The sequence below is a fragment of the Streptomyces sp. MP131-18 genome (assembly GCF_001984575.1).
Classification (GTDB): Bacteria; Actinomycetota; Actinomycetes; order Streptomycetales; family Streptomycetaceae; genus Streptomyces; species Streptomyces johnsoniae.
In genome coordinates this window covers 5,386,892-5,409,614 of the sequence record NZ_LZNS01000001.1, presented here as the reverse complement: position 1 = coordinate 5,409,614, position 22,723 = coordinate 5,386,892, and the positions used below count along the sequence as shown (strand labels likewise).

The 22,723-nt window shown below is 72.0% G+C and carries 25 protein-coding genes and 1 pseudogene; 13 read left to right on the top strand and 13 right to left on the bottom strand.

Features of this window, described 5'->3' with window-relative positions; all coding sequences use genetic code 11:
• Positions 1-69: 69 nt before the first annotated feature.
• Both STBA_RS24490 and STBA_RS24485 read left to right on the top strand, forming a co-directional pair.
• Positions 70-1,065: an ATP-binding cassette domain-containing protein gene (locus STBA_RS24490; RefSeq protein WP_077061303.1), complete on the top strand. Its 996-nt coding sequence runs from the start codon at positions 70-72 to the stop codon at positions 1,063-1,065.
• The gene (locus STBA_RS24485; RefSeq protein WP_077061302.1) at positions 1,062-1,844 is read left to right on the top strand and encodes an ABC transporter permease; all 783 of its coding nucleotides are present in this window, start codon (positions 1,062-1,064) and stop codon (positions 1,842-1,844) included. The genes STBA_RS24490 and STBA_RS24485 overlap by 4 nt, the downstream gene beginning before the upstream one ends.
• Positions 1,845-2,188: 344 nt before the next feature.
• Here the strand turns inward: STBA_RS24485 and STBA_RS24480 are convergent, their stop codons facing one another.
• Positions 2,189-3,067, bottom strand: a complete 879-nt coding sequence (locus tag STBA_RS24480; RefSeq protein ID WP_077063563.1) for an LLM class F420-dependent oxidoreductase — start codon at positions 3,065-3,067, stop codon at positions 2,189-2,191.
• A 65-nt stretch (positions 3,068-3,132) separates the two neighbouring features.
• On the opposite strand from STBA_RS24480, the gene STBA_RS24475 reads away from it, so the two are divergent.
• Positions 3,133-3,717 (top strand): TetR/AcrR family transcriptional regulator, encoded by a 585-nt coding sequence (locus STBA_RS24475; RefSeq protein WP_077061301.1) that lies wholly within the window; start codon positions 3,133-3,135, stop codon positions 3,715-3,717.
• A 65-nt stretch (positions 3,718-3,782) separates the two neighbouring features.
• Here STBA_RS24475 and STBA_RS24470 read toward each other — a convergent pair whose 3' ends face one another.
• Positions 3,783-4,157, bottom strand: coding sequence for a DUF488 family protein (locus STBA_RS24470; protein WP_077063562.1), 375 nt, complete (start codon positions 4,155-4,157; stop codon positions 3,783-3,785).
• Positions 4,158-4,452: 295 nt separating this feature from the next.
• Here STBA_RS24470 and STBA_RS24465 point away from each other — a divergent pair, with 295 nt between their 5' ends.
• Positions 4,453-4,992, top strand: a complete 540-nt coding sequence (locus STBA_RS24465) for a DUF1062 domain-containing protein (protein WP_216355962.1) — start codon at positions 4,453-4,455, stop codon at positions 4,990-4,992.
• Positions 4,993-5,075: 83 nt separating this feature from the next.
• Here the strand turns inward: STBA_RS24465 and STBA_RS24460 are convergent, their stop codons facing one another.
• Together STBA_RS24460 and STBA_RS24455 are read right to left on the bottom strand one after the other, a co-directional pair.
• Positions 5,076-5,426 (bottom strand): hypothetical protein, encoded by a 351-nt coding sequence (locus STBA_RS24460; RefSeq protein ID WP_077061299.1) that lies wholly within the window; start codon positions 5,424-5,426, stop codon positions 5,076-5,078.
• Between the two features lie 76 nt (positions 5,427-5,502).
• Positions 5,503-7,398: a hypothetical protein gene (locus STBA_RS24455; protein ID WP_253194959.1), complete on the bottom strand. Its 1,896-nt coding sequence runs from the start codon at positions 7,396-7,398 to the stop codon at positions 5,503-5,505.
• Positions 7,399-7,889: 491 nt separating this feature from the next.
• Here STBA_RS24455 and STBA_RS24450 point away from each other — a divergent pair, with 491 nt between their 5' ends.
• Positions 7,890-8,987, top strand: coding sequence for a LacI family DNA-binding transcriptional regulator (locus tag STBA_RS24450; RefSeq protein ID WP_077061298.1), 1,098 nt, complete (start codon positions 7,890-7,892; stop codon positions 8,985-8,987).
• Between the two features lie 48 nt (positions 8,988-9,035).
• Here STBA_RS24450 and STBA_RS24445 read toward each other — a convergent pair whose 3' ends face one another.
• Positions 9,036-9,542 carry a GNAT family N-acetyltransferase gene (locus tag STBA_RS24445; RefSeq protein ID WP_077063561.1) on the bottom strand — a complete coding sequence of 169 codons (507 nt, stop codon included), beginning with the start codon at positions 9,540-9,542 and terminating at the stop codon, positions 9,036-9,038.
• 197 nt (positions 9,543-9,739) lie between these two features.
• On the opposite strand from STBA_RS24445, the gene STBA_RS24440 reads away from it, so the two are divergent.
• Positions 9,740-10,381: a sugar O-acetyltransferase gene (locus tag STBA_RS24440; protein WP_077061297.1), complete on the top strand. Its 642-nt coding sequence runs from the start codon at positions 9,740-9,742 to the stop codon at positions 10,379-10,381.
• 5 nt (positions 10,382-10,386) lie between these two features.
• On the opposite strand, the gene STBA_RS24435 is transcribed toward STBA_RS24440, so the two are convergent.
• Complete coding sequence (locus STBA_RS24435) at positions 10,387-11,481, bottom strand: FAD-dependent oxidoreductase (RefSeq protein ID WP_079252140.1); 1,095 nt, start codon at positions 11,479-11,481, stop codon at positions 10,387-10,389.
• A gap of 125 nt (positions 11,482-11,606) precedes the next feature.
• Here STBA_RS24435 and STBA_RS39000 point away from each other — a divergent pair.
• A pseudogene (locus tag STBA_RS39000) lies at positions 11,607-11,848 on the top strand (hypothetical protein); the annotation flags it as partial.
• On the opposite strand, the gene STBA_RS24430 reads toward STBA_RS39000, so the two are convergent.
• Together STBA_RS24430 and STBA_RS24425 are read right to left on the bottom strand one after the other, a co-directional pair.
• Complete coding sequence (locus tag STBA_RS24430; protein ID WP_077061295.1) at positions 11,833-12,060, bottom strand: hypothetical protein; 228 nt, start codon at positions 12,058-12,060, stop codon at positions 11,833-11,835. The pseudogene STBA_RS39000 and the gene STBA_RS24430 overlap by 16 nt on opposite strands.
• 111 nt (positions 12,061-12,171) lie before the next feature.
• A complete protein-coding gene (locus STBA_RS24425) occupies positions 12,172-13,113 on the bottom strand; it encodes a bile acid:sodium symporter (RefSeq protein WP_079252469.1) in 942 nt (313 codons plus the stop codon).
• Between the two features lie 197 nt (positions 13,114-13,310).
• Here STBA_RS24425 and STBA_RS24420 point away from each other — a divergent pair, with 197 nt between their 5' ends.
• On the top strand, positions 13,311-13,646 hold the full coding sequence (locus STBA_RS24420) for a metalloregulator ArsR/SmtB family transcription factor (protein WP_077061293.1): 336 nt from the start codon (positions 13,311-13,313) through the stop codon (positions 13,644-13,646).
• Positions 13,646-14,350 carry a cation transporter gene (locus STBA_RS24415; RefSeq protein WP_077061292.1) on the top strand — a complete coding sequence of 235 codons (705 nt, stop codon included), beginning with the start codon at positions 13,646-13,648 and terminating at the stop codon, positions 14,348-14,350. The genes STBA_RS24420 and STBA_RS24415 overlap by 1 nt, the downstream gene beginning before the upstream one ends.
• A 372-nt stretch (positions 14,351-14,722) precedes the next feature.
• Here STBA_RS24415 and STBA_RS24410 read toward each other — a convergent pair whose 3' ends face one another.
• Positions 14,723-15,328 (bottom strand): dihydrofolate reductase family protein, encoded by a 606-nt coding sequence (locus STBA_RS24410; RefSeq protein WP_077061291.1) that lies wholly within the window; start codon positions 15,326-15,328, stop codon positions 14,723-14,725.
• A gap of 198 nt (positions 15,329-15,526) precedes the next feature.
• The gene (locus STBA_RS24405) at positions 15,527-16,144 is read right to left on the bottom strand and encodes a TetR/AcrR family transcriptional regulator (protein WP_077061290.1); all 618 of its coding nucleotides are present in this window, start codon (positions 16,142-16,144) and stop codon (positions 15,527-15,529) included.
• Between the two features lie 75 nt (positions 16,145-16,219).
• On the opposite strand from STBA_RS24405, the gene STBA_RS24400 reads away from it, so the two are divergent.
• On the top strand, positions 16,220-17,443 hold the full coding sequence (locus STBA_RS24400) for an alpha/beta hydrolase (RefSeq protein WP_077061289.1): 1,224 nt from the start codon (positions 16,220-16,222) through the stop codon (positions 17,441-17,443).
• Between the two features lie 26 nt (positions 17,444-17,469).
• Here the strand turns inward: STBA_RS24400 and STBA_RS24395 are convergent, their stop codons facing one another.
• On the bottom strand, positions 17,470-18,435 hold the full coding sequence (locus STBA_RS24395) for an oxidoreductase (RefSeq protein ID WP_077061288.1): 966 nt from the start codon (positions 18,433-18,435) through the stop codon (positions 17,470-17,472).
• Between the two features lie 510 nt (positions 18,436-18,945).
• Between STBA_RS24395 and STBA_RS24390 the strand changes: the two genes are divergently transcribed.
• From STBA_RS24390 to STBA_RS37980, 3 genes are all read left to right on the top strand, one after another.
• A complete protein-coding gene (locus STBA_RS24390; protein WP_253194957.1) occupies positions 18,946-19,533 on the top strand; it encodes a sigma-70 family RNA polymerase sigma factor in 588 nt (195 codons plus the stop codon).
• The gene (locus STBA_RS24385; RefSeq protein ID WP_077061286.1) at positions 19,530-20,246 is read left to right on the top strand and encodes a hypothetical protein; all 717 of its coding nucleotides are present in this window, start codon (positions 19,530-19,532) and stop codon (positions 20,244-20,246) included. The genes STBA_RS24390 and STBA_RS24385 overlap by 4 nt, the downstream gene beginning before the upstream one ends.
• Before the next feature lie 83 nt (positions 20,247-20,329).
• Positions 20,330-20,506 (top strand): hypothetical protein, encoded by a 177-nt coding sequence (locus tag STBA_RS37980; RefSeq protein WP_171987778.1) that lies wholly within the window; start codon positions 20,330-20,332, stop codon positions 20,504-20,506.
• Positions 20,507-20,558: 52 nt separating this feature from the next.
• On the opposite strand, the gene STBA_RS24380 is transcribed toward STBA_RS37980, so the two are convergent.
• The gene (locus tag STBA_RS24380) at positions 20,559-21,503 is read right to left on the bottom strand and encodes a sigma-70 family RNA polymerase sigma factor (RefSeq protein ID WP_077061285.1); all 945 of its coding nucleotides are present in this window, start codon (positions 21,501-21,503) and stop codon (positions 20,559-20,561) included.
• A 10-nt stretch (positions 21,504-21,513) separates the two neighbouring features.
• The gene (locus STBA_RS24375) at positions 21,514-22,722 is read right to left on the bottom strand and encodes an FAD-dependent oxidoreductase (RefSeq protein ID WP_077061284.1); all 1,209 of its coding nucleotides are present in this window, start codon (positions 22,720-22,722) and stop codon (positions 21,514-21,516) included.
• Position 22,723 lies beyond the last annotated feature (1 nt).

Below are 22,723 nucleotides of genomic sequence, written 5' to 3'. Positions count from 1 at the left end.
GTTCCAGCCGTTCCAGCTATCCCAGCCATTCCAGCCTTCGAACAGGAGGGCCTCATGCCTTCATCTGTCATGCCCACGTCCAGGCCGGGCGACGGTCGCCCGGTGCCGGCCGCCGTCTCCACCGCCGATCTGCGCAAGTCGTACGGCGACAAGCTCGTTCTCGACGGGATCGACCTGCTCATCCCGGCCGGTTCGGTCTTCGCGCTGCTCGGCCCGAACGGCGCAGGCAAGACCACCACCGTGCAGATCCTGTCCACGCTCATCGCCGCCGACGGCGGGCAGGCCCAGGTCGCGGGCCACGACGTCGCCACGTCACCGGACGGGGTGCGCGCCGCGATCGGGGTCACCGGGCAGTTCGCCGCGCTCGACGACCTGCTCACCGCCGAGGAGAACCTGCTCCTCATGGCCGACCTGCTGCGCCTCGGCAAGCGTGAAGGGCGCTCCCGTACCGAGGAGTTGCTTCAGCGGTTCGCCATCGCGGACGTCGCGCACAAGCGGGCCGCGACCTTCTCCGGCGGTATGCGGCGCCGGCTCGACATCGCCATGACGCTGGTCGGCGACCCGCAGGTGATCTTCCTGGACGAGCCGACCACCGGGCTCGACCCGCGCAGCCGCCGCACCATGTGGGACACGGTGCGCTCGCTGGTCGCGGGCGGCACCACCGTCTTCCTCACCACCCAATACCTGGAGGAGGCAGACCAGTTGGCCGACCGGATCGCCGTGCTCGACGGCGGCCGGATCATCGCCGAGGGCACCGCCGACGAGCTCAAGGGCCAGATCCCGGGCAGCCACGTGCGGTTGCGGTTCACCGACCCCGCCGAGTACGAACGCGCGGCCGCCGCCTTCCCCGGCGCGGTCCGGGACGACCAGGGCCTGGCCCTGCGCGTGGCGGGCGACGGCGGTCTCGACGCGCTGCGCGCCCTGCTCGACCGGCTCGACGCCGCCGGGGTCCGGGCCGCCGACTTCTCCGTGCACACCCCCGACCTGGACGACGTGTTCCTCGCCCTGACCGGCGACGGCACGGCCGCCGCCACCCCGCTTCACGTCAAGGAGACCCTGCGATGAGCACCCTCACCTACGCCGTGCACGACTCGATGACGATGCTGCGGCGCAACCTGAAGCACGCGATCCGCTATCCGGCCGTGGGATTCGGCAGCGCCATGATGCCGATCCTGATGCTGCTCCTGTTCGTGTACGCCTTCGGGGACTCGCTCGGCGCCGGCATGGGCGGCGGCCGGGACGCCTACCTGGACTATCTGACGCCCGGGGTCATCATCATGGGGGTCGCCGCCGGCTCGATGTCGACCTCGATCGCGGTCTGTTCCGACATGACCGAGGGCATCATCAACCGCTTCCGCACCATGAACATCACGCGCTCGTCGTTCATGACGGGGCATGTGATCGGCAGCGTCATCCAGACGATGGTGTGCCTCGTCCTGGTCGTGGGCGTCGCGCTCGCCGTCGGCTTCCGGTCGGACGCGAACCCGTTGGAGTGGCTGGCCGCGGCCGGCCTCCTGGCGACCATCGCGTTCGCGGTGACCTGGCTGTCGGCGGCGCTGGGCATGATATCCAAGACCGTCGAGTCCGCCAGCAACAAGCCGCTGCTGGTCCAGTTCCTGCCGTTCCTCGGCTCCGCGTTCGTGCCGGCCGATTCGATGTCGCCGGGCCTGCGCTGGTTCGCCGAGAACCAGCCGTTCACGCCGATGACCGAGACGCTGCGCGGCCTGCTCTCCGGCTCGGAGATCGGCAACAGCGCCTGGATCGCGCTCGCCTGGTGCGCCGGCATCGCCCTGGTCGGCTACGTATGGTCGCGCTCCCTGTTCAACAGCACCACCAAGCGCTGACTCCACCCCGGCACGGTTCGGGCCGGGCGGACTCTGCGGGCGCGCCCGCGGAGTCCGCCCGGCCGGGGCAGTACCAGCGGAGCCCGCGTGAGCAAGGGGCCCGACGGGCACCTCCCTTGTCCCGGCAGGCACGGCCACCATGGCGTGATCGTCACCCGTCGGTGGCCCGGAGGGGTCGGAGGGTAGTCCCGTGCGGAGACCTGAGAGCGCGCGCGTCGCGGTGGCCACGGTGGCTTCCGCGACAAGGCCTTCCTCGTTGCTTCCCGGACGGTTCCCCGGCAGCTCCCCCTCGCGCTCTCCGGCAGCCGGCGCCGCCGCGCCGCGCCGTCACGCGCGTGACGTTCTCACTCCGCGCCCACGAGATCACCCGACGGCTTTGCGGGGCCCTTGGCGGGGCGGAAGCCGGCCAGGCGGTCGAGTTCGCGCAGGATGTCGTCGGGGTTTTCGTGGTCGGGCAGTTCGAACAGGACTCGGTCCACCCCGGCCTCCTGATAGGACTCGAGAGCGTCCGGGCTGCCGCCGTACAGGGTGACGTTCACCGTGCGACCGGCGTCCGCGGCCCGCCTGCGCAGCGTGGCGATGCGCTCGCCGAGCTGTCCGGCCGTGAACAGGGGCAGCGGTAGCCAGCCGTCGCCGTGGCTGAGCACGCGGTCCAGCACGGTCGGCCCGACGCCCCCGATGAGCACCGGCGGACGGCGCGCGGGCTTGGGCCAGGACCAGATCGGGTCGAAGTCGACGAACTCGCCGTGGAACTCCGGCTCTTCTTCGGCCCATATCTTCTTCATGGCCGCGACGTGTTCCAGCATCCGCGCCAGCGGCCGTGCGGGGTCGACGCCGTGGTTGGCCATCTCCTCGGCGTTCCAGCCCGGGCCGACGCCCAGCTCGAACCGCCCGCGGGAGATCCTGTCCACGCTCGCGACCTGCTTGGCCAGGGTGATGGGGTGGTGCTGGTTGACCAGCGCCACCCCGGTCCCGAGCCGGATGCGCTGGGTCGTGGCCGCGATCGCGGCCAGCGCGGCCAGCGGGTCGAAGGTGTGCGCGTAGTGGCGCGGCAGCGGCTGCGGCTCCGGCGCGCCCACCGGCCACGGGGTCAGGCGGCTGGCCGGGATGTGCGTGTGCTCGGCGAGAAACAGCGAGCCGAACCCGCGCTCCTCCACCGCTTGCCCCAGCTGGACGGGGTCGATGCCGTAGTCGGTGAGAAAGGTGACGATGCCGTGATCCATGCCCCCGAGCATGCCATAAGTGCCAGAGCTATGACACTTATCGGCGGGGGTGCTAGCGTGACACGGTGACGGAGAGCAGGAACGGGCACGTGCGGGCGGACGCCCGGCGCAACCGGGCCGCCATCGTGACCGCGGCCCGCGCGGCCGTGGAAGAACTGGGCGATGACGTCCCCCTGGAGCAGATCGCCCGGCGGGCACAGGTCAACGCGCGCACGCTGTTCCGGCACTTCCCCACCAAGGACGACCTGTTGGCGGCGGTGCTGGAGGACTACTTCGCCGAGCGGGTGGAGCCGGTGCTGCTACGGGCCGCCGCCGACCCAGACCCGCATCGCGCGCTGGTGACCGTGTTGACGGAGACCACCGCCGCGGTGGTCGAGCACCCGGGAATACTTGCGCTGATCAGCGGTGGCACCCGGGCCGCCGACATCATGACCCGCCACCTGAAGCCCCTGGCCGACATCCTGGCCCGGGCCCGGCAAGCCGGCGCGGTGCGGGCCGACCTCACGCCGGACGACTTCCCCTGCCTGGTCACCATGCTCGTGGCCAGCGCCGGTCACGCCGGCCGGGGCTGGTCCCGCTATCTCGCACTCATGCTCGACAGCCTCCCCCCGGAGGCCGCCCACACGCCACTCCCCCCGGCCGGAACGTGATGGTGACCAGGCTCCGCGGGGCTCCGGCAGGCCGCCGGACGCGGCGGGGTCAGGAGCCGACGGGGTCAGGAGCCGGCGGAGCGGCTGCCGGTCAGCCAATCCGCCAGAACGGCCGCCTGGCTGTGGTCGACGTCCTTGCTGGCGGTCAGGAGCGTCAGCCTGGCGTGACCCGCCAGGTCGCGCAGATGCTCGGCCGCCTGCCGGTGCCCGGCATCGTGCAGCTCCGCGAGGTAGCGGCGCCGGAACTCGGCGTAACGGCCGGGGGTGTGCCCGTACCACTTGCGCAGCTCCGTCGAGGGTGCGACGTCCCGCAGCCACTCGTCGAGGTGCGCGTCCGCCTTGCGTATGCCCCGGGGCCAGACCCGGTCGACGAGTATCCGCCTGCCGTCCTCGGCGGAAGTCTCCTCGTAGACCCTGCGGTAGGTGATCTCTCCGGCCATCATCCTCACCCTTTCCGGAACGGGCCGCCCGACCTCGTACGGCACAGATCGCGGCCGGTTCGTCCATTTTAATGGGAATCGCCCGACACTGACGGCGGTCGAGAAACGGATGGACCTGCTGGATGGCGGTCGCCTAGCCTGGGCTCTCCCCTACGTGAGGACTTCGCGCGCATGACGCCGCCCGCTCCGCAGATCTGACGCTTCCCAGCGCATTGGTCGCCGACGACGCCGTCGGCTCTGTTTTCCATGCCTTCGTCAGGTCTTCAGAGAGCTCATGTCCTCACATCCTCATACCGTGCTGCCCTGGGCCGTGCGGCGCACCCGCCTGCCCCTGCTCGCCCTCCGGTGCGTGGCCTGCCCTTCCGGCCGCGCCACCCTCGGCAACGGCAGGTTCCGCGTCAACGCCAACGGCAAACGTCTCGACGTCTGGCTCCTGGCCAACTGCGTTTCGTGTGACCGGACCGGCAAGCTCACCGTCCACGATCGCGTCCCGGTCCGTTCACTGCCGGCCGTCCTGCTGGCCGGTTACTCGGACAACTCGCCTTCCCTGGTCGTGGATACCCTTCTCGACCCGCTGATCGCCCGGCGCAACCGGTTCGCGCTCGATTGGAACGGGTGCTGGGAACTCCACGCGTCTCCCGTTCCCGAGGACCCGTGGCCCCTTCGGATCACGGTCGCCTTCGACGATCCCGTGCCGGTACGTCCCGAACGGCTCATCGCTCGGGGACTGGGCATCAGCCGCAACGAGATCGCCGACCGGGTCAAGACAGACATCCCGCTGAACCGCAGGACGAAGGAGGATTTCTCGTTCTTCCTGGTCGGGCCGGTCCAGTAGGTCCTGGCGTCGTTGCGCCGCTCCCCGCCAGGGCGGACCACGGCTGTGCCGTGGTCCGCCCTGGCCCGCGCCGTTCGCCTCGCTCAGTCGCCCTGCGACCAGGCGGCCACCGGGAGCGAGAGGTAGACGCCGATGTCGCGGAGTCCGGTGGCGGCGCTGATGCTCTCGTACAACAGGTCCGTCCGCTGCTGGCGGTTGGCCGCCCTGCTCTCGAACCACTTGGACCGCACCTCGATCACGAGGTCGAGGCCGCCACGGTCGAGGGGCCCCAACGGCCGGAACCGCAAGCTCACATCGCCCGGCCGCAGATCCCCGTCATAGGGCTCCTCCGGACACTCCACTGCTTCGGACACCAGGTGCGGAAGCACCGACGCGAGGGCGCGGAGCACGGGTTCGCCGATGTGCGGGGCGTAGGTGATCTCGACGAGTGGCACCCGTCCACCCTAAGGGCTGCCGGGCGCCGAGGGCAGACCGTACTCCCGGCGTCACCCCGGCCGTTCAGCCTTTCGTTCAGCCGCCCGCGTAGGTGATGTCCGGCCGGGTCGGCTGGGCCATGCCGTCGCCGATGAAGTAGTCGGGATGGTGCGACTGCATGTACCCCTTGAACGTCATGGCGTTCCGGTAGGCCGGATTGTGCGCCAGGGTGTACAGCCTCGTGTCCGTGGGCTGGTCGGTGGTGAAGATGATCAGCTCGTCGGATGCCGCGTTGGTGTAGACGGCCTCCTCGCGCCAGTCGCCCAGGATGTCGCCGTAGACGACGGGGTTGATGCCCTGACTGGCGTTCACCGCACCGTAGTTCCAAGTGCTGAGCAGCCGCGGCAGGCTGCCGCTCGGGGTCGGATTCTCCGGGTCCCACTGCTCGAACTTGCCGTCGTTCAGCATCTCGGTGGTGAGGTCGCCGTCCCACTGCAAGTTCAGGTGCGGCCACGGCCTGAGCGAAGTGTCCGGCTCGGTGAGCTCGTTGGTGGCCGCGTTGTACAGGCCGGAGAACGACCAGACCTCCATGCCGGGGAAGCGCGGGTCGACGTCGCCGACCATGCCCCGGCCGACGTCGCCGACGCCGTCCTCGATGTGCTGCCAGATCATCTCGCCGCTCGCGGCGTCGTAGTAGTACTCGCGCAGGCCGCTGGGGTTGTCCTGCTGCACGCCGTAGCCTTCCAGGCCCGGGCGGTCGGGGTCGATGTCCGTGATGTGGAAGCGGTCGCCGTGCACGATGCCGTGGTCCGCCAGCGAATAGCGCAGCGTGCCATCGCCGTTGAGGACGAACCCGATCTCCACCACCTCGTCCGCGCCGTCGCCGTCGACGTCGATGACGCGGGTGTTGTGCCCGTCCGGCGCGTTCTGCCCCCCGCGCAGCCACTTCCACTGCTGGGTCAGCTCCGTGCCGTCGAACTGCCAGGCGGCGATCATGAGGTTGAACGCCCCGCCGTCCTGCCGGTTCTTGAGGTAGGACACGAGGCTCGGCGTGGTGCCGTCGAGGTGGCCGGCGCCGAACCGCGCGTACATCGGCCCGTCGTCGATGTAGTCGGTCGGCACCGGGGCCGTGGCGCGGGCCGCGCCGGTCTCGCCGTCGAGGATGGCGATGGACTGGTGCGTGTCGTCGGACTCGCTGTGCACGGCGCCGTCGCCGAACGTGACGCCGTCGGCGACCCGCACGGCGACCTCCGCCCTGCCGTCGCTGTCGAAGTCGTAGACGGTGACGCCGTCGTTGTGCCCCACGTTGATCGTGGCCGACCCGCCCTCGATGTTGTTCTGGTCCCGGCTGTTCGGCCCCATGTCGACCTCCCAGAGGAACTCACCTTCGCTGGTGTACGCCTCCAGCGCCTGGGTGGTGCCCTGCCGGTCGATCACGTAGTCGTACGCGCCGTCCCCGTCGAGGTCGCCGACCCAGGCGAACTTCACCGTGCCGCCCTCGCGCAACGGAACACGGACGACCGGCTCTTCGGCGTGATCCGCGGTCAGCGTGAACGGCTCGCTCGGCTCCTGCTCCTCGCCGTCGACCACCGGTGCCACCCGGTAACTGTTCTCCTGGCCCAAGTCGGCCCCGGAGTCGACGTAGTTGGTGCCTCCTGTCAGGACCTCGTCGTTGATCCGCGTGAACTCGCCGCCGTCGGCGGACCGGTACACGTGGAACCCGATGCCCTCCGGGTCGAGGCCGAGCAGCCGCCAGGAGACCAGGACATCCGTGTCGCTGGAGCGCACGGCCACGACGCCGCGCCCCAGGTTTTCCATCGGACGTGCCGCCGCGGCCACCGCCCCGCCCGCCGTGGGCGCGGGCGAGGGGGTGGGGGCGGGCGAGGCGTTGCCCATCGTCGTGAGCCCGACGGTCAGTGCCGTGCCCGCGGCCAGAGCGGCGGACATGGTGGTCACCCGTCGTCCGGAGCGCCACCGGTGTATGCCTTGCATGAAGACCTCCTCGTCTTCTTCCGCGTATTGCGTGTGAGAGACGACGGGAACGGCGCGGCCGGGCCACCCGCTGTCGATCCGGCCCGCGAGCGACCCGGCAGCGCTGCCCCGTCCCGTCCGCCGACGGGCCCGCCCGTGCGGACGGGCCGACCGGCCGGCGTGCTGGCTCTCCCGGTTGCCGTAGGTGATCGCGCCCCAGGGCGGAGCGGGGTCCGGCGTCGCAAGGCTCTTGAGAACTCCATCGCTGTGGGGGGACCCCGCTCCCTTCGGGAAGGGGCGCGGAGCATCAGCGCGGGCTGAACGAGAGAGTTAAACCGTTTACACAACGAGGATCGAAGCACGCACCCGGAGGGTCGTCAAGACTTCGCGCAGCGTTGCCCGGACGTCCAAAATCCCTTGCGTTTCAAGGGCAGTCGGAAGATTGACGGGGTGCCACCCTTCCACGATCATCGGTTGAAGCGGTTACACATCGATGTATTCAAGGAGGCCGGATGGCGCGTCGGCCCACGTCCGAAGACGGGCGCGACCGTCCCACGACGATCCGCGACGTCGCCCGGCACGCAGGTGTCTCGGTCGCGACCGTCTCCAGGATTCTTTCCGGCACGTACCCCAGCGCCCCCGTCACGCGGCACAAGGTGATGCGCGCCGTCCGCGAGCTCGACTACGTGGCCAACGCCCACGCCCGCGGCCTCGCGGGCGTGCAGCCCAGAAGCGTGGCCATCGTGGTCAACTCCGTGACCTCCCCGCACTACGCCCATGTCGCCCAGGGCGTTCAGGACCAGGCCGCGCGCGAAGGCAGGCTGTGCCTCGTCGGCACCAGCGACGGCGACCCCGAGCGGGAGCTGGCCATCATCCGCCTGATGCGCGAACAGCACGCCGAAGCCGTCGTCCTGGTGGGGAACATCAGCGCCGACGACGCCTACCGCGAACGCATGGCGGGATACGCCCGCGCGCTGGCCCTGGCCGGTTCCCACCTGGTGCTGTGCGGCCGCCCCTCGCTGGGGCCCGACGTACCGGCCATCGTCGTGGAGTACGACAACACCGGCGGCGCCCACGCCATCACCAGCCACCTGATCGCGGCGGGCCACACCCGCATTCTGTTCCTCGGCCGCCGGGACGGGTACAGCACGCCCGAGAGCCGGCTCGCCGGCTACCGCGCGGCACTTGCCGCGCACGGGCTGCCGCACGACCCCGGCCTGGAGATCGAGGGAACGATGGAACGGCACGAGGGCCACCGCATGATGCGACGGCGGCTCGACAGCGGGCCCAGGGACTTCACCGCCGTCTTCGCCAGCAACGACCTGATCGCCGCCGGCGCCCGGCAGGCACTGCGCGAGGAGGGGCTGCGCGTTCCCGACGACATCTCGCTGGCCGGGTTCGACGACCTGCCGCCGGCCGCGGACATCGACCTGACCACCGTTCACGTCCAGCACAAGGAGTTGGGGCGCACCGCCGTACGGCTGGCGCTGGAGAGCGAGAGGCCAGGCACGGCCAAGCACGTCCTGCTCGGCACCCGCCTGGTCATCCGCGACTCGGTGCGCCCGCTCCCGGCTCTTCCGGACGGAGCCCGCGCCCCGGGCCGGCCCTGAACGGCACCGGGCCGTCCGGGCGGCCCCGGCACGGACGTGCCGGGGAGGTCACCGACCGGTGGTGCTCCCGCGCCACCGCACCTCGCCGTCCTGCCACATGTCCGTGGGCCTGAGCCCGGCGGCCGAGGCGACGGCCGCGGACGCCGCGTGGTCGGGGTGGATGTGGGCGATAACGGTCCGCACCCCCCGGCGGCCGAGCCAGTCGACGAGTCCGCGGGCCGCCTCGGTGGCGATGCGGCGGCCCTGCCACGGCGTTCCCACCATCCAGGCGATCTCGGCAACGGCGCCATGGCCGTGGCCGTGGCCTTCGGCGGCGGGGCCGGCGTTCGCGTGGACGGTGGCCTGAACGGTGCCGGTCAGCCGGGCGTCCGCACGGAGCCTGATCACCCAGTTCAGCCAGGAGACGGCCGGGGCAGGAGAGCCCGCGGTCATGCGCCGGTAGCGGGAACGCAGGGCCTGCGGGGTGTCCGGGCTGCCGCCGATGAAGGCGTGCAGGGCCGGATCGGACAGGACCGCGGCCATCTCCTCGGCGTGCCCGACCCGAAGCGGCACCAGGTCGAGCCGCCGGGTGCCGAACGGCTCGGCCGCGTCGCGCCCGGTGCCCGCGGGCCCTTCGGGCGCACCGCGCTGCCGCCCGGTGTTGTCCTCCACGGTGACCGCCCTTCCCGGCCGACGCGCCGACGGCCGGTCCACCGCCACGGTACGCCCCCGCCCGCCGCGGGGTTCCACGGGCGCTTTGCGACAATGTTTACGTGACCATTGATGATCGCGAACGGGAGGTGCGCCGTCGCATCGCGGCGCACGAGCTCTACACCGACCACGCCCCCGGGCTCGAACGGCTGGAGGAAGAACGCATCCGCGGCAAGGAGCTGGCGGACGCCTACAACAGGACCGCCCCCCGCGACCGGACCGGCCGAGCCGACATCCTGCGGGAGCTGTTCGGCGCGCTGGGCGAGCGGGTGTGGGTAGAGCCCCCGCTGCACGTCGCCTATGGCAACTACACTCACCTCGGCGACGATGTCTACGTCAACTTCGGCCTCACCCTCGTCGACGACACCGACGTCTTCATCGGCGACCGCGTGATGTTCGCGCCGCATGTGACGATCACCACGACCGGCCACCCCGTTCACCCCGAACTGCGCACCGACGGCAGCCAGTTCTCCGCGCCCGTGCACATCGGGGACGACGTGTGGATCGGGACCGGGGCCATCATCCTGCCCGGCGTCACGATAGGCCGCGGGTCGGTCATCGGCGCGGGCAGCATCGTGACGGCCAACGTGCCGCCGATGACCGTCGCCGCCGGAACGCCCGCGCGCGTCCTGCGGACGATCACCGACGCGGACCGCGAGTGGACCTACCGCCCGCCCCGCACCCTGACGGCGGACGATTCCTGAGGGGGTCAGGGGGCCTGGGCGGGCACGAACTCCTCGGCCATGCCCCTGGCCTCTTCCTGCCGTTGCAGCACGACGGGCTTGAGGCGTTCCTCGTAGCCGCGCAGCGCCTCGGCGATGTCGCCGCCGCCGCGGCGCAGCTCCGCGGCGAGCGCCTCGGCGCCCGCCAGCGCCATGCCGGCGCCCTGGCCGGAGAGCAGCGACATGGCCTGGCACGCGTCGCCGACGAGCGTCACCCGGCCGCGGCTCCACGCGGGCATCTCGATCTGGGCGACGCGGTCGTAGTAGACCTCCGCCGGGCCGGGGCAGCGGTCGAGGAGGTGCGGAACGATCCAGCCGGTCGTTCCGTACACGCGCCGCAGTTCCGCGCGCGGGTCGCCGGGGAGCGGCGTGCCCGCGGGCGCACGGTGCGAGAAGAGGGTGGCGACGCGGTGCGCGCCCACCGGGTACGCCCCGGCCTGGATGCCGGGCGCGTCCAGCATGTGCAGCGCGTCGCCCAGACTGCGCGCGGTCTGGGCGTCGTCGAAGACGTAGGCGGCGGTGTGGAACCCGAGGTCGCGGAGGAAACGGTCCTCCGCACCGAACGCCAGGGCCCGCACCCGCGAGTGGATGCCGTCGGCGCCGACGAGCAGGTCCGCGCGTTCGACGGAGCCGTCGGTCAGGGTCACGGCGACGCCGTCGCCGTGGTCGGTGAACGCCTCGACGCCGCTGCGGAAGCGGACCTCGGTACCCGGAGCCAGCGCGTCGTGCAGGACGTCCTCCAGGTCGCCCCGCATCAGCGACACCATGCGGTCGCCCGCGGGCCCTTCGTCGGTGAAACGCTCGCGGACGCCGCCGTCCTCGTCGTGGTAGACCAACTCGGAGAGGGAGACGGCACGTTCCTGAAGCCGCGGCAGCAGCCCCATACGCGCGACGGCGTCGTAGCCGGGCCCCTGGCAGTCCAGCATGTAGCCGGCACCGTGCCGCGCGGGTGCCCGTTCCACGAGGAGCACGTCGTGGCCGTCCCGCCCCAGCCACCAGGCCACGGCCAGCCCGGCGATCCCCGCACCGCACACGAGAACCTTCATCACCGCTCCCTCCTCCATCGGCCACGTCGCACCCATGGCTCACTCCCACCACATCCTCCAGCCCACCACGGCACGCCACCAAACGCCCCCTGCCAAAACGGGCCGCTGCGGGCCCACTCCGGCGCCGGCCGGCCCGCAACGCGGAACGGCCACAGCGCAACGGCCCCGCTTCCTGGCTCACTCGCGAACAGATAAGGGCGCTTCGTAGCCATCTGTCGGATCGCACAGATCTACAAGCACATCGACTCGCCGAAGGAGAGTTATGCTGCCGACTGGGACGCACTTCCCCCCATGGCAGCGTGAGACTGACGCGGACATCTTCGAAGCAATCGAGCAGCGCCCCCGTACTGGCCGCGATGGCCAGCACGGGGGTCGGCCGTGTGCCGTTCAGCGGAGTGCGTAGAGGTACCAGATTCCGCCGTCCTTCCCGTCACAGCGGGTCTGGATGACGCTGGGGTCGCTCGTTGCGAGCTCGCCGCCCGCGACGAGGCAGTTGTTCTGGCTGAAGTACCAGTTCTCGTACTCCCACCCGGCGGCATGAGCCGAGCCCGTTCCCGCCAGCAGGGCGGTCCCCAGCGCCAATGCGGAGATTCCCGCCGTGATCAGCTTGCGCATGATGTGTCTCCCATCTCGCGATGTGCGACGTCCTGTGCATGACGCTTTGGAAGATAAGGGCGCTTCGCCGGGACCAGTCCCGAATGCCGGTGAAGATCCGGATTTTCCGGGTCAGCGGGTGGGGAGCAGCCGTGGTATCGCGCGGACGTAGATGACCATGCCGACGACTTCGACCAGGGTCTGGGTGACGACGACCACCGCGGCGACGGCGAGGTGATCTGGCAGGGCCAGGGCGAGCGGGAGGACGACCAGGGAGTTGCGGGTCGCGCCGGTGAAGACGAGTGCGCGGCCGTCGGGTACGTCCAGGCGGAACAGCCGGGCGACGGCGCGGCCGGCGAACGCCATCACGGCCAGGAAGAGTACGTAGAACGGGACGACGCGGGCCACGTCGGCGAGGCTGTCGTCGAGCTTGGGCACCTGGGAGGCGACCACCGTGAACAGGGTCGCCGCCATCAGCGGCACCATCGCCGTTCCGGCGGCGTCGACGACCCGCCGCGCGGCCGGGCGGCGGACGGTCAGGACTTGGGCCAGCCAGGCCAGCGTCAGCGGGACGACGATGAGCACGATGAACGCCTCGGCGAAAGGCCCGGCCTCGATGATGTCGGCCAGCTCCGAGCCCATGAACAGCAGCAGGAACAGCGGCAGCAGCACCATCTGCGCGATCAGCAGCAGCGGGGTGGCGGCCAGCAGCCGCCGCGCGTTGCCCCCGGCCAGCCCGGCGAAGACGATCACGTAGTCGACGCACGGCGCCAGCAGCACGAGCAGCACGCCCATGCGCACCGCACGGTCGTCGGGCAGGAAGACGAACATCGCCGCGACGACCAGCGGTACCACCGCGAAGTTCACCACCAGCGCGGCCGCCAGGAACCGGCCCGCCCGCAGGGAGCGGATCAGTTCGGCGGCGGGCACCTGGAGGAACGTCACGTACAGCAGAACCGCGAGCACCGGGTTGATCGCGTGTCCGAGGCCAGGCCCCGCCTCGGGAACGGCCCACCCCACCAGGGCGCCGACCGCCATCGCCCCGGCGTAGACGGCTACTTGATGCCGTTCCATGGCCGCGACCGGTCCGCCTGCGGGCTGGGACACTGCTGCTTCTCCTTGCTCCGGCCCCGCCTGGTGCGGGCGAGTGACACGTGGCGGGCGGTGGCCGGCCCCGCATCATGCTCCCCCGACCGTAGCCCTCAGGGGCCGAGCGACGGAAACAAGGTTCAGGGTTTTATGGATTCAGGCTTTGGTGTACCGTTCGGTCCATGCTGAGCCTCGCCACCGACCTCGACGCCCTGACCCGGTTCGGCCGGGCGCTGGCCGACCCGATCCGCTGCCGCATCCTGCTCGCCCTGCGCGAAGCCCCGGCCTACCCGGCCGACCTCGCCGACACCCTGGGGATCTCCCGCACGAGACTGTCCAACCATCTGGCGTGCCTGCGTGACTGCGGCCTGGTCGTCGCGGTGCCGGACGGACGCCGCGTCCGCTACGAGCTGGCCGATCCCCGGCTCGGCCACGCGCTGGACGATCTGCGCAGCGCCGTGGTGGCCGTCGAGACCGACCGCACGTGTGCCGAGGCCGAGGAGAAGGGCTGCTGCTGATGGCCGCCGACCTGCCCATAGCCCTCGGCCCCGGCCCGGCCCGACGGGAGGCGCTCGCCCGCCGGGTGCGGCTGCTGGTCGCCTTGACCATCGGCTACAACGTCATCGAGGCGATCGTCGCGATCACCGCCGGAACGATCGCTTCCTCCACCGCGCTGATCGGTTTCGGCCTGGACTCGGTCATCGAGGTTTCCTCTGCCGCCGCGGTCGCCTGGCAGTTCTCCGCCCACGACCACGCGGTGCGCGAAGCCCGGGAGAAGACGACCCTGCGGATCATCGCCGTCTCGTTCCTCGTGCTCGCCGCGTACGTCGGCGCCGACGCCGTCCGCGCGCTGGCCGGCACCGGCGAGGCCGACGGCTCGGTGCCAGGGATCGTGCTGGCGGCGCTGTCCCTGGCCGTGATGCCGTTCCTGTCCGCCGCGCAGCGCCGGGCCGGGCGCGAACTGGGTTCGGCCAGCGCGGTGGCGGACTCCCGGCAGACGCTGCTGTGCACGTACCTGTCCGCGGTGCTGCTGCTGGGTCTTGTCCTCAACGCCGCCTTCGGCTGGTCCTGGGCCGACCCGGTCGCGGCCCTGGTCATCGCCGCCATCGCCGTGAAGGAGGGCCGCGACGCCTGGCGGGGCAAGGGCTGCTGCGCGGCCCCCGCCAACGCCGCCGTCCCCGCCCCGCGGCAGGCGGCGGACGCCTGCGGCTGCTGCGCCTGATCGCCGACCGGTGGGCCCGGGCCCACCGGTCGGCGATCAGCCGGTGGCGGTGACGCATGAGGCCAGGGCGACCTGCCGGGCGCAGTGGCGACGTTGAGCGGCAGGGAAGAACGGCCGGAGTCGCAGCCGTCTCGGTCCCGCAGAGGCGGACGATACCCGTCAGAGCGAGCATCGGCATCCAGGCCGGCGGCGCGTACGCGGCCCTGCTGGCGGCCTGCTCCGTGCTTGAGGAAACGGTGGCTTGCTCCGCGCCCGCCGACCTGGCGCCGGTCCTGACCGGCGGTCAGGACCGGCGGTCAGGACCGGCGGTCAGGACCGGCGGTCAGGACCGGCGGACGGGACCGGCGGACGGGACCGGCGGACGGGGCGAGGTCACGCAGGGGCGCCGAGCGGCGGGTGCTCGAGCACGCGGGGCTTGTACTCGACCAGCTGGATGCGGCCGTCGAAGGTGCGGTGCTCGGTCATCTCGAGGGCGACGTCCGGATAGCCGTCGTAGATGCGTTCCGCGCCCGTGGCCCCGGTGATCACCGGGAACATCACGACCCGGAAGCGGTCGACGAGTCCGGCTCGCAGCAGGGACCGGCACAGACTCAGGCTGCCGATCGTGCTGAGGAGCCCCGAGCCACTCGACTTCATGGCGCGGACCGCCTCGACGGCATCGTCGCGGACGAGCGTGGAGTTGGCCCACGTCAGTGGCTCCGCGAGTGAGGAGGAGAACACCACCTTGGACGCTTGCGTGAGCTCCTCGACGGACGCCTCTTCCTCGGGCCTGAACTCGTCTTGGCCACTCGGGACCTCGCCGGCGGCGAAGCCCGACATCAGGCGGTAGGTGTTCGCTCCCATCAGGTGGGTGGCCTCGGGCTGCTCGCCGAGCCATGCGAGGTACTCCGGGCCTTCGAGACCCCAGAACCCGGGCCATCCCTCTCCCGATGCGTGGCCGTCGAGGGAGGTGATGAAGTCGACGAGAAGCTCCGACATGGCGGTGTCCTTTCCTGGGATGTCACCAGCTCTGACCGGCCGGGAGCCACAAACTCATCGGCCGCGCCGTGGGGTAACGAGGAAATCCATGACGCTGCGGCCGATCGTTTCGTCCCAGGAGTGGGAGGCAGCGTGGCAAGCGCTGCCGGCCGAAGAGACGTCGGGACGCCGACCGTGCGCCGCGGCGGGCCCACGCCCCTACGCCTCCCGCCCGGGGCCGCGGGTGAGGGCCGCGACGGCGGCGTCGATGGCTGCCCGCTGCGGGTCCAGGGAGGCCCCGGGGCGGTGGCGGGCCGCGGCGGAGAGCAGTCCGTCGATCAGGACCAGGACGAGTTCGGCCACGGCGTCCGGGTCCAGGTCCTGGTCGACCTCGCCGGCCTCCGCCGCGGCGGTGAGGACCCGGCGCAGCCGGGTGCGTGCCTCGGTGTCCAGCTCACCGACGACCTCGGCGAAGTCCGGCCTGACGGCGGCCTCCGCGAAGAAGGCGATCCAGATTCTGGCCTCGGCGAGCCGCTGGGCGTCGGTGGGGAGGAAGGTGAGCAGCGCCTGCCGAAGCGCTTCGGGGAAGGCCGGCCGGCCGGAGCCGGCGGCGATGCCGGCGAGGCGCTCGCGGTTGGCCGAGACGGCGAGGTCGAGGGCGAAGCGCAGCATCTCGTCCTTGGAACGGAAGTACCGCTGCACGGCGCCGAGCGAGAACCCGGCCTCGGCGGCGACCGTGCGCATGCTGACCGCGCCCAGCCCTTCGCGCGCGGCGATGCGGAAGAGGGCCGCCGCCACGTCCTGGCGTCGCGCGTCCTTGTCGACCGGTCTGGGCATGCCCCCAGTCTCTCGCACCCTCACGTTGGCATACGATCGTATCGATACGTTCGTATTCTCATCCGGAGGTCTTCGATGCCCGGCACCCTCCCGCGCGCCCGCACCGCCCTGCGGTGGGCCAGCCTCCTGTCCGCCGCCGCGACCGCAACCACCGCCCTGCTCGCCGCGGGACTGGTGCTCCTCCCCGCGCCCTCCTGGACCGCCTGGCAATTCGGCCTGCTGGCACTGGAGTTCAGCCTCTTCCTCGCCGTGCTCTGCGGTGTCGGCTGCGCGTCGGCCGCGTTCGCGCGCGGGCTGCCCGGCCCTCGCCTGCGGCGCGCGGCCACCGCGCTGCTCGCGGTGAACGCCCTGGCGGCCACCGCCGCACTGCTCCCGCCGGCCGCCGCGTGGCGGACCGCGCAGGCGCACGGCATCGGCCTGTCCCTGCGCGACTACGTCACCGGCGGCCTGGCGGTCACCGCCGACCGGGAGCCGGAGACCATCGCCTACGCCTCCCCCGGCGGGGAGGACCTGCTCCTCGACGTGTGGGAGCCGAGCGACCGCCCGGCGGACGGCGACCCGCTGCCCGTCGTGATCAACGTGCACGGCGGGGCGGAGGACGAGCCGCAGAGCATGCTGCCGCGCTGGGACGCATGGCTGGCCGATCAGGGATATCTGGTGATCGACGTCGACTACCGCTTCTTCCCGCCCGGCGACTGGCAGGCGCCGGTCGCGGACGTGATGTGCGCGATCGGCTGGGCCGCCGCCAACTCCGCGCGCTACGGCGGCGACCCGGAGCGCATCGCCGTCATGGGACAGTCGGCCGGCGGGCTCATCGGCCTCCTCGCCGCCTACACCCCGCCGGGCGACATCGAGCCGAGTTGCCCGGCGGCCGGGCCCGGCACCGGCCAGGACGTGGGCGCCGTCCTCGCGTGGTACGCGGTCACCGACCTGACGCCGCAGGCCCCCGCCCTGCCCTGGCGCCAGCGGCACTCGCCGATCGGGGACGAACTGGCCCGGTCGAACGAGGAGATGATGGGCGGAACGGCCGAGGAGAAGCCGCGGGAGTACCGGGCCGCCTCGCCCGTGACACACGTGCGGCCCGGCCTGCCGCCCACCCTGCTGCTCCAGGGCGGCTGGGATCTGCTGAACACCGCGGACGACAACCGCAGGTTCGCCGGACGGCTCGCCGACGCGGGCGTCCCGCACCGCCTCGTCGAACTCCCTTTCACTGAGCACATGTTCGACATCAACTGGGGCGGGTTCGGCTCCCAGATCGCGCGGGCGGAGCTCACGCGCTTCCTCGACCGGCACCTGTGACGGCCCGCGGGGGCACGGGCGCGGGCTCAGGACGCCGGGGCGAACGCGTCGACGCCGGTGAGCCGGGCCGACAGCTGCCACAGCCGCGCGGCCCGCGCGGGGTCGGCGGCCCAGGGGCTCACGCCGCTGCCGAGGACCGTGCCGGGCGCGGCCGGCTCGGCGACGTCGCAGTCCTCGCAGTACACGCCGCCCAGGCCCGCGAGCCGCGGTGAGGTCGCCGCCCAGACCTGGGTGGCCGCGCCCTCCTCCGCCGTCTTCCAGCCGGTGTTCGTCCCGGCCGCGTCGATCCTCGCCGTCAGATCGGCCAGCTCCTCCCGCGACATGTGCCGCCCGAGACCGGTCATGATGGTGCCCGGATGCACCGAGAACGCGCGCACCCCGGCGTCGCGGCCCAGCGCGTCCAGGTGCAGGGCGAAGAGGGCATTGGCCGTCTTCGCCTGCCCGTACGCCGCCCACTTGTCGTAGTCGCGCGCGAAGTGCACGTCGTCCCAGCGCACGTCCGACAGCTGGTGGCCGTTCGATGACACGGACACCACGCGCGCGCCGCGCCGCGCGAGGGCGGGCCACAGCCGGTTCGTCAGGGCGTGGTGGCCGAGGTGGTTGGTGGCGAACTGGGCCTCCCAGCCGGGCCCCACGCGCGTCTCGGGACAGGCCATGATCCCGGCGTTGTTGACCAGGATGTCGATGGGGCGGCCGGCGGCGAGGAAGCGCGCGGCGAAGGCGGCGATGCTGTCCTGGTCGGCGAGGTCGGTCCGGTCCACCTCGACGCCTTCGAGACCGGCGACCGCCTCGCGGGCGGCGTCCGGCTGCCGCGCGAGCACCACGACCCGGGCCCCGGCACCGGCCAGCGCGCGCGTCGTTTCGAGGCCGAGTCCCGCGTGGCCGCCGGTGACGACGGCGAGCCTGCCGGACAGGCCGGTTCCCCGCAGCACGTCCCGGGTGGTGCTGTGCGCCCCGAAACCGGAGCCGGTCTTCCGCTGTGGAGTGGTCATGGGCCGAAGCTACGCATTGGACCGCACTCCAGGGCAAGCGGAACACGTCGCCGTCACATCCCGTCGCGGGCCCGGAACTTCACGTGACGCACGCCACACGTATGTCCGGCTTGAGGTGCCGAGCGCTGAGCGTGCCCATACATCCGCAGGTCAGACGGTTGCTCCCGGCGACGTTCCGGCTCACGGAACCTACGGCCGGTGACCGTTCATGATCGTGTGGTGATTTTTTCTGAGCCACAGATGCGTGTTCGACTCCCAATATCGATTAGGTGGTACTCAAGGCCAACGCAACGCGGCCCCGGGCGCCCGCTCTCCGTCTGCGCGTGAGACGGCGCCGACCCCGACGACCCGCGACGAAGAGGGATCGATGAAGAGGAGCACCGACGTCCGGCAGCATCAGCCGCTTCTCGGCGGACGGTCGCAGGAGCGGGGGGTGCGGTGATGACGAACGGCGCATCCGAAGACGGCCGCCCTCCCGAACCGGGCCCCGCGCGACGGGCGAACACACCGGTGGAGACCCCGCTCGACCTGCCCCTGGAGGCCGAGGCGTTCTACCTGACGCACCAGGAGATGTACCACGCCTACGCCCAGGCCCAGTTGGGCGACCGCAGGTCGGCCGAGGAGGCGGTCCACATGGCCTTCGTGGAAATAATCGACCACTGGGACGAGTTGCTCCGCGAACGGAACCTGGGCCGGTGCGCGTGGGCCATCGTGCGGCGCACCGTCTCCGAGCAGCTGGAACGGCAGCGGCGGCCGGCGGCGTTCATCCTCAACGGCGCCGTCCAGCAGGCCCTCCGGGCGACGCGCGACCAGTTCCGGGTGATGCACAGCAGCATGGGCCTGTACGCGGCGATGGCCGAGCTGCCGCCGCGGCAGTTCGACGTGATCGTGCTGCGCTACGTGCTCGGCTACAGCACCCGGCGCATCGCGTGGTTCATGGACCTGCACGAACGCACCGTCGACCATCACGTCCGCCGCGCCAAGGAACACCTGCGGGTGTGCCTGGGCCTGCCGGACGGCTTATCGAAACAGGACGCGCAACAGGCCGCGCAACAGGACTCGCAACAGGACGAGGACAACGGGGGACAACGGGGATGACCGTCCGGATCGACGACCTCCTGGACGCAGCCAGGATCACGCCCACCCACGCGGCGGCGTCCGCGGCGTCCCGCTTCGACGTCGGGGCCGCGCTCCGGCGCCTGGCCGCCGACGTCGCCGCCGCCAGGGCCGCCGCCACGGCGGCGGCGGACCGGGGGGCGAGCGAGGCGGAACAGGCGCGGCAGCGGCTGCGCCGCATCTCGCAGTGGGTGCTCGACCAGCCCGACGCGGCCGACCACTTCGCCCGGCTGGTCGACGATCCGGCCGCCAGCCGCCAGACCGCGGAGGAGCAACTGGACATCGAGGGCACCGTGGTGTTCGCCGCGCTGCTGTACCTCACCGAGCGGCTGGAGAGCGCCCAGTTCTGGTGGCAACTGGCCGCGGGCGCCGGGCACCGGACCGCCGCCTACTGCCTGCACCTGCTCCACCTGCGCCTCGGCGAGGAACGGGAGTCGCGGCACTGGCTGAACGAGGCCAGTCAGGAACGTCCGGCGCTGGCCGGGGCGCGGGTCGTGCCGCCCGTCGAGGGCTTCTACCAGGTGCTCGAAGTGTTCGCCCGCTACACGCGCAGGGACCGGCCCGCGATACGGGTCCCCGCCTCGCTGGAGGCGGAGGTGGAACGCCTGGCCGCCTGCTCGCCGCACGACGGGCGGATCGTGGTCCGCCCGGACCGCCGCCTGGCCGAACGCCTGCACGACGCGGCCAGCCACTGACAATCGGCACGGCCGGCCGCCGTCGCCGGGCGGACAGGCGGGCCACGGGGCGCGCCACCGAGCGCACGTGAAGGAGAGCGCATATGGGATACGAACCGGACCCCGACTACCCCGACGGCCGCGGGCGCCTGCGCCGGCTGGGCCGGCGCGCCCTGCGGTGCCACCGCGGTGCCGGGCGCCACTTCGTGAACGGCCTGTACTACAGCGCCGGCACCGGCGTCGTCAGCCTCATCACGCTCTGGCTGCAACACCGTTCGTGACGGCGGCCGCCGTTCCGGCTCCCGGCGGCTGTGGCTGTGGCTGTGGCTGTGGTCACCACGCGTTGATGACCGGCGCCTCGGGGTCGTTCCGCCGCCAGGCCTCGTTGAGGCGCCCGAGCCGGTCCGCGGCGGCGATGCCGTGCATCGACGCGACCTTGCCGTCGCCGATCTCGAACGCCACGATGCCCACGACCCGGTCGTCGACCACGGCGACGACGGCCGGGGAGCCGTTGACCACTGCGATATGCATCGCGGGCGAGCCGCCGGCCAGCCGCCGCTTCGCCGGCGTGGGCTTGAAGCCGGCCCGCGCGAAGGAGGCGACCCGCTCGCGCGTCTCGTACCGCACCAGCCGCTTGCTCAGCCCGGCGCCGTCCGAGATCGCCGTCGCGTCGTCGGTGAGCAGCGCCACCAGCCGTTCGGTGCGCCCCGACATGGCGGCGGTGAGGAACTCCTCGACGACCCGGCGCGCCGACGCGGGGTCGGCCTCGCCGCCGCGGCGGCGTCCGGCGACGTCCCGGACCCGGGACCGGGCCCGGTGGGCGTGCTGCTGGCTCGCGGACTCGGTGATGTCGAGAATCCCGGCGATCTCGGCGTGGCTGTACAAGAAGGCGACCCGCAGGACGTAGACGGCCCGCTCGACCGGCGAGAGGCGCTCCAAGAGGGTCAGTACGGCCAGGGACACCGATTCGCGCTGCTCGAAGGTGTCGGCCGGGCCGAGCATCGGGTCGCCCTGGAGGAGCGGCTCGGGCAGCCGGGCACCGGCCGCCCGCTCGTGCCGCGCCTGCGCCGAACGGAGCCGGTCGAGGCAGAGATTGGTGACGACCTTGGTCAGCCACGCTTCCGGCACCTCGACCCGTTCGCGGTCCGCGGCCTGCCAGCGCAGGAACGTGTCCTGCACGGCGTCCTCGGCGTCCGCGGCCGAGCCGAGCAGACGGTACGCGAGCGAGGCCAGCCGGCCCCGGCTGGCCTCGAACCGATCGACGGCTGCCCTGTCCATGCGGAACAGCCTATGCGGCACCCCTCACCTCGGCCAGGTCGGGCACGGTGGCCAGGCGGCGCTTGCGCTTCGGCATGCCGAAGGTCGGATGGGCGATGCTCCAACCGGCCCCCATGAGCACGCCCGACTTGACCCGCGCGGCGGTGCGGCCGCCCAGGAACCAGGACTTGGCACGGACGTCCCGGTCCACCATCTGGATGATCGCGTCCCGCCGCCCGAGGCTGATGTGGTTGCCCTGGTACTTCAGGCCGGTGGTCGGGACCTTGCTGCCCGTCAGACGCGCGATGATCGCGGCGGTCGCCTGCATGTTGGTGAAGCCGGCCGAGGCGCAGGACATCGGCAGTGGCAGGCCGTTGTCGCCGATCGCGTAGGCGCTGTCACCGGCGGCGTAGACGTCCGGGTGCGAGACCGAGCGCATGGTGCGGTCGACGACGATCTGGCCGGTCCCGGCGACCTCCAGGCCGCTGGCCGCCGCGATGGGCTGCACGACGAACCCGGCCGACCACACGGTCACATCGGCCGGGATGGACGTGCCGTCGGTGGCGACCGCCCGTACCGGCTCGACGGCTTCGATGCCGGTGTGCTCGTGAACGGTGATGCCGAGCCGGTCGAAGGCCCGGAGCAGGTGACTGCGGGCCTTCGGGGAGAGCCAGGCGCCCAGCTCGCCGCGGGCGGCGAGCGCGACCGACAGGTCGGGCCGGGACTCGGCGAACTCGGTGACGCTCTCGATGCCGGTCAGCCCCTCGCCGACGACCAGCACGGTGCCGCCCGCGCCCAGGCGGCCCAGCCGCTCGCGCAGCCGCAGCGCCGAAGGCCGGCTGGTCACGTCGAAGCCGTACTCGGCCGCGCCGGGGACGCCGCGGTGGGCCACGGAGCTGCCGAGCGCGTAGATCAGCGTGTCGTACGCGAGTTCGTCGTCGACGCCGGAATCCCCATCACCGTCCTCGTCGGTAACGGCGACGGTCTTGCGTTCGGGGTCGATGCCGGTGACGCGCGCCAGGCGCAGCCGCACCCCGGTGCCCGCGAACACGTCGGCGAGCTTGCGGAGCGCGAGGTCCTGGCCGCTCGCGAGCTGGTGGAGCCGCATCCGCTCAACGAAGTCGGGCACGGCGTTGACGACGGTGATCTCGGTGTCGGCGGGGGAGAGCCGGCGGGCCAGGTTGCCGGCGGCGAAGGCCCCGGCGTATCCGGCGCCGAGTACGACGATGCGGTGCTTCATC

What these genes read in the sequence shown, in the direction of transcription:
- STBA_RS24490 (WP_077061303.1), top strand. Translation starts at nt 70, where the DNA reads ATGCCCACGTCCAGGCCGGGCGACGGTCGCCCGGTGCCGGCCGCCGTC.
- STBA_RS24485 (WP_077061302.1), top strand. Translation starts at nt 1,062, where the DNA reads ATGAGCACCCTCACCTACGCCGTGCACGACTCGATGACGATGCTGCGG.
- STBA_RS24480 (WP_077063563.1), bottom strand. Translation starts at nt 3,067, where the DNA reads ATGGATCACGGCATCGTCACCTTTCTCACCGACTACGGCATCGACCCC.
- STBA_RS24470 (WP_077063562.1), bottom strand. Translation starts at nt 4,157, where the DNA reads ATGGCCGGAGAGATCACCTACCGCAGGGTCTACGAGGAGACTTCCGCC.
- STBA_RS24455 (WP_253194959.1), bottom strand. Translation starts at nt 7,398, where the DNA reads ATGCAAGGCATACACCGGTGGCGCTCCGGACGACGGGTGACCACCATG.
- STBA_RS24450 (WP_077061298.1), top strand. Translation starts at nt 7,890, where the DNA reads ATGGCGCGTCGGCCCACGTCCGAAGACGGGCGCGACCGTCCCACGACG.
- STBA_RS24435 (WP_079252140.1), bottom strand. Translation starts at nt 11,481, where the DNA reads ATGGGTGCGACGTGGCCGATGGAGGAGGGAGCGGTGATGAAGGTTCTC.
- STBA_RS24430 (WP_077061295.1), bottom strand. Translation starts at nt 12,060, where the DNA reads ATGCGCAAGCTGATCACGGCGGGAATCTCCGCATTGGCGCTGGGGACC.
- STBA_RS24425 (WP_079252469.1), bottom strand. Translation starts at nt 13,113, where the DNA reads ATGGAACGGCATCAAGTAGCCGTCTACGCCGGGGCGATGGCGGTCGGC.
- STBA_RS24420 (WP_077061293.1), top strand. Translation starts at nt 13,311, where the DNA reads ATGCTGAGCCTCGCCACCGACCTCGACGCCCTGACCCGGTTCGGCCGG.
- STBA_RS24415 (WP_077061292.1), top strand. Translation starts at nt 13,646, where the DNA reads ATGGCCGCCGACCTGCCCATAGCCCTCGGCCCCGGCCCGGCCCGACGG.
- STBA_RS24410 (WP_077061291.1), bottom strand. Translation starts at nt 15,328, where the DNA reads ATGTCGGAGCTTCTCGTCGACTTCATCACCTCCCTCGACGGCCACGCA.
- STBA_RS24405 (WP_077061290.1), bottom strand. Translation starts at nt 16,144, where the DNA reads ATGCCCAGACCGGTCGACAAGGACGCGCGACGCCAGGACGTGGCGGCG.
- STBA_RS24400 (WP_077061289.1), top strand. Translation starts at nt 16,220, where the DNA reads ATGCCCGGCACCCTCCCGCGCGCCCGCACCGCCCTGCGGTGGGCCAGC.
- STBA_RS24395 (WP_077061288.1), bottom strand. Translation starts at nt 18,435, where the DNA reads ATGACCACTCCACAGCGGAAGACCGGCTCCGGTTTCGGGGCGCACAGC.
- STBA_RS24385 (WP_077061286.1), top strand. Translation starts at nt 19,530, where the DNA reads ATGACCGTCCGGATCGACGACCTCCTGGACGCAGCCAGGATCACGCCC.
- STBA_RS37980 (WP_171987778.1), top strand. Translation starts at nt 20,330, where the DNA reads ATGGGATACGAACCGGACCCCGACTACCCCGACGGCCGCGGGCGCCTG.
- STBA_RS24380 (WP_077061285.1), bottom strand. Translation starts at nt 21,503, where the DNA reads ATGGACAGGGCAGCCGTCGATCGGTTCGAGGCCAGCCGGGGCCGGCTG.
- STBA_RS24375 (WP_077061284.1), bottom strand. Translation starts at nt 22,722, where the DNA reads ATGAAGCACCGCATCGTCGTACTCGGCGCCGGATACGCCGGGGCCTTC.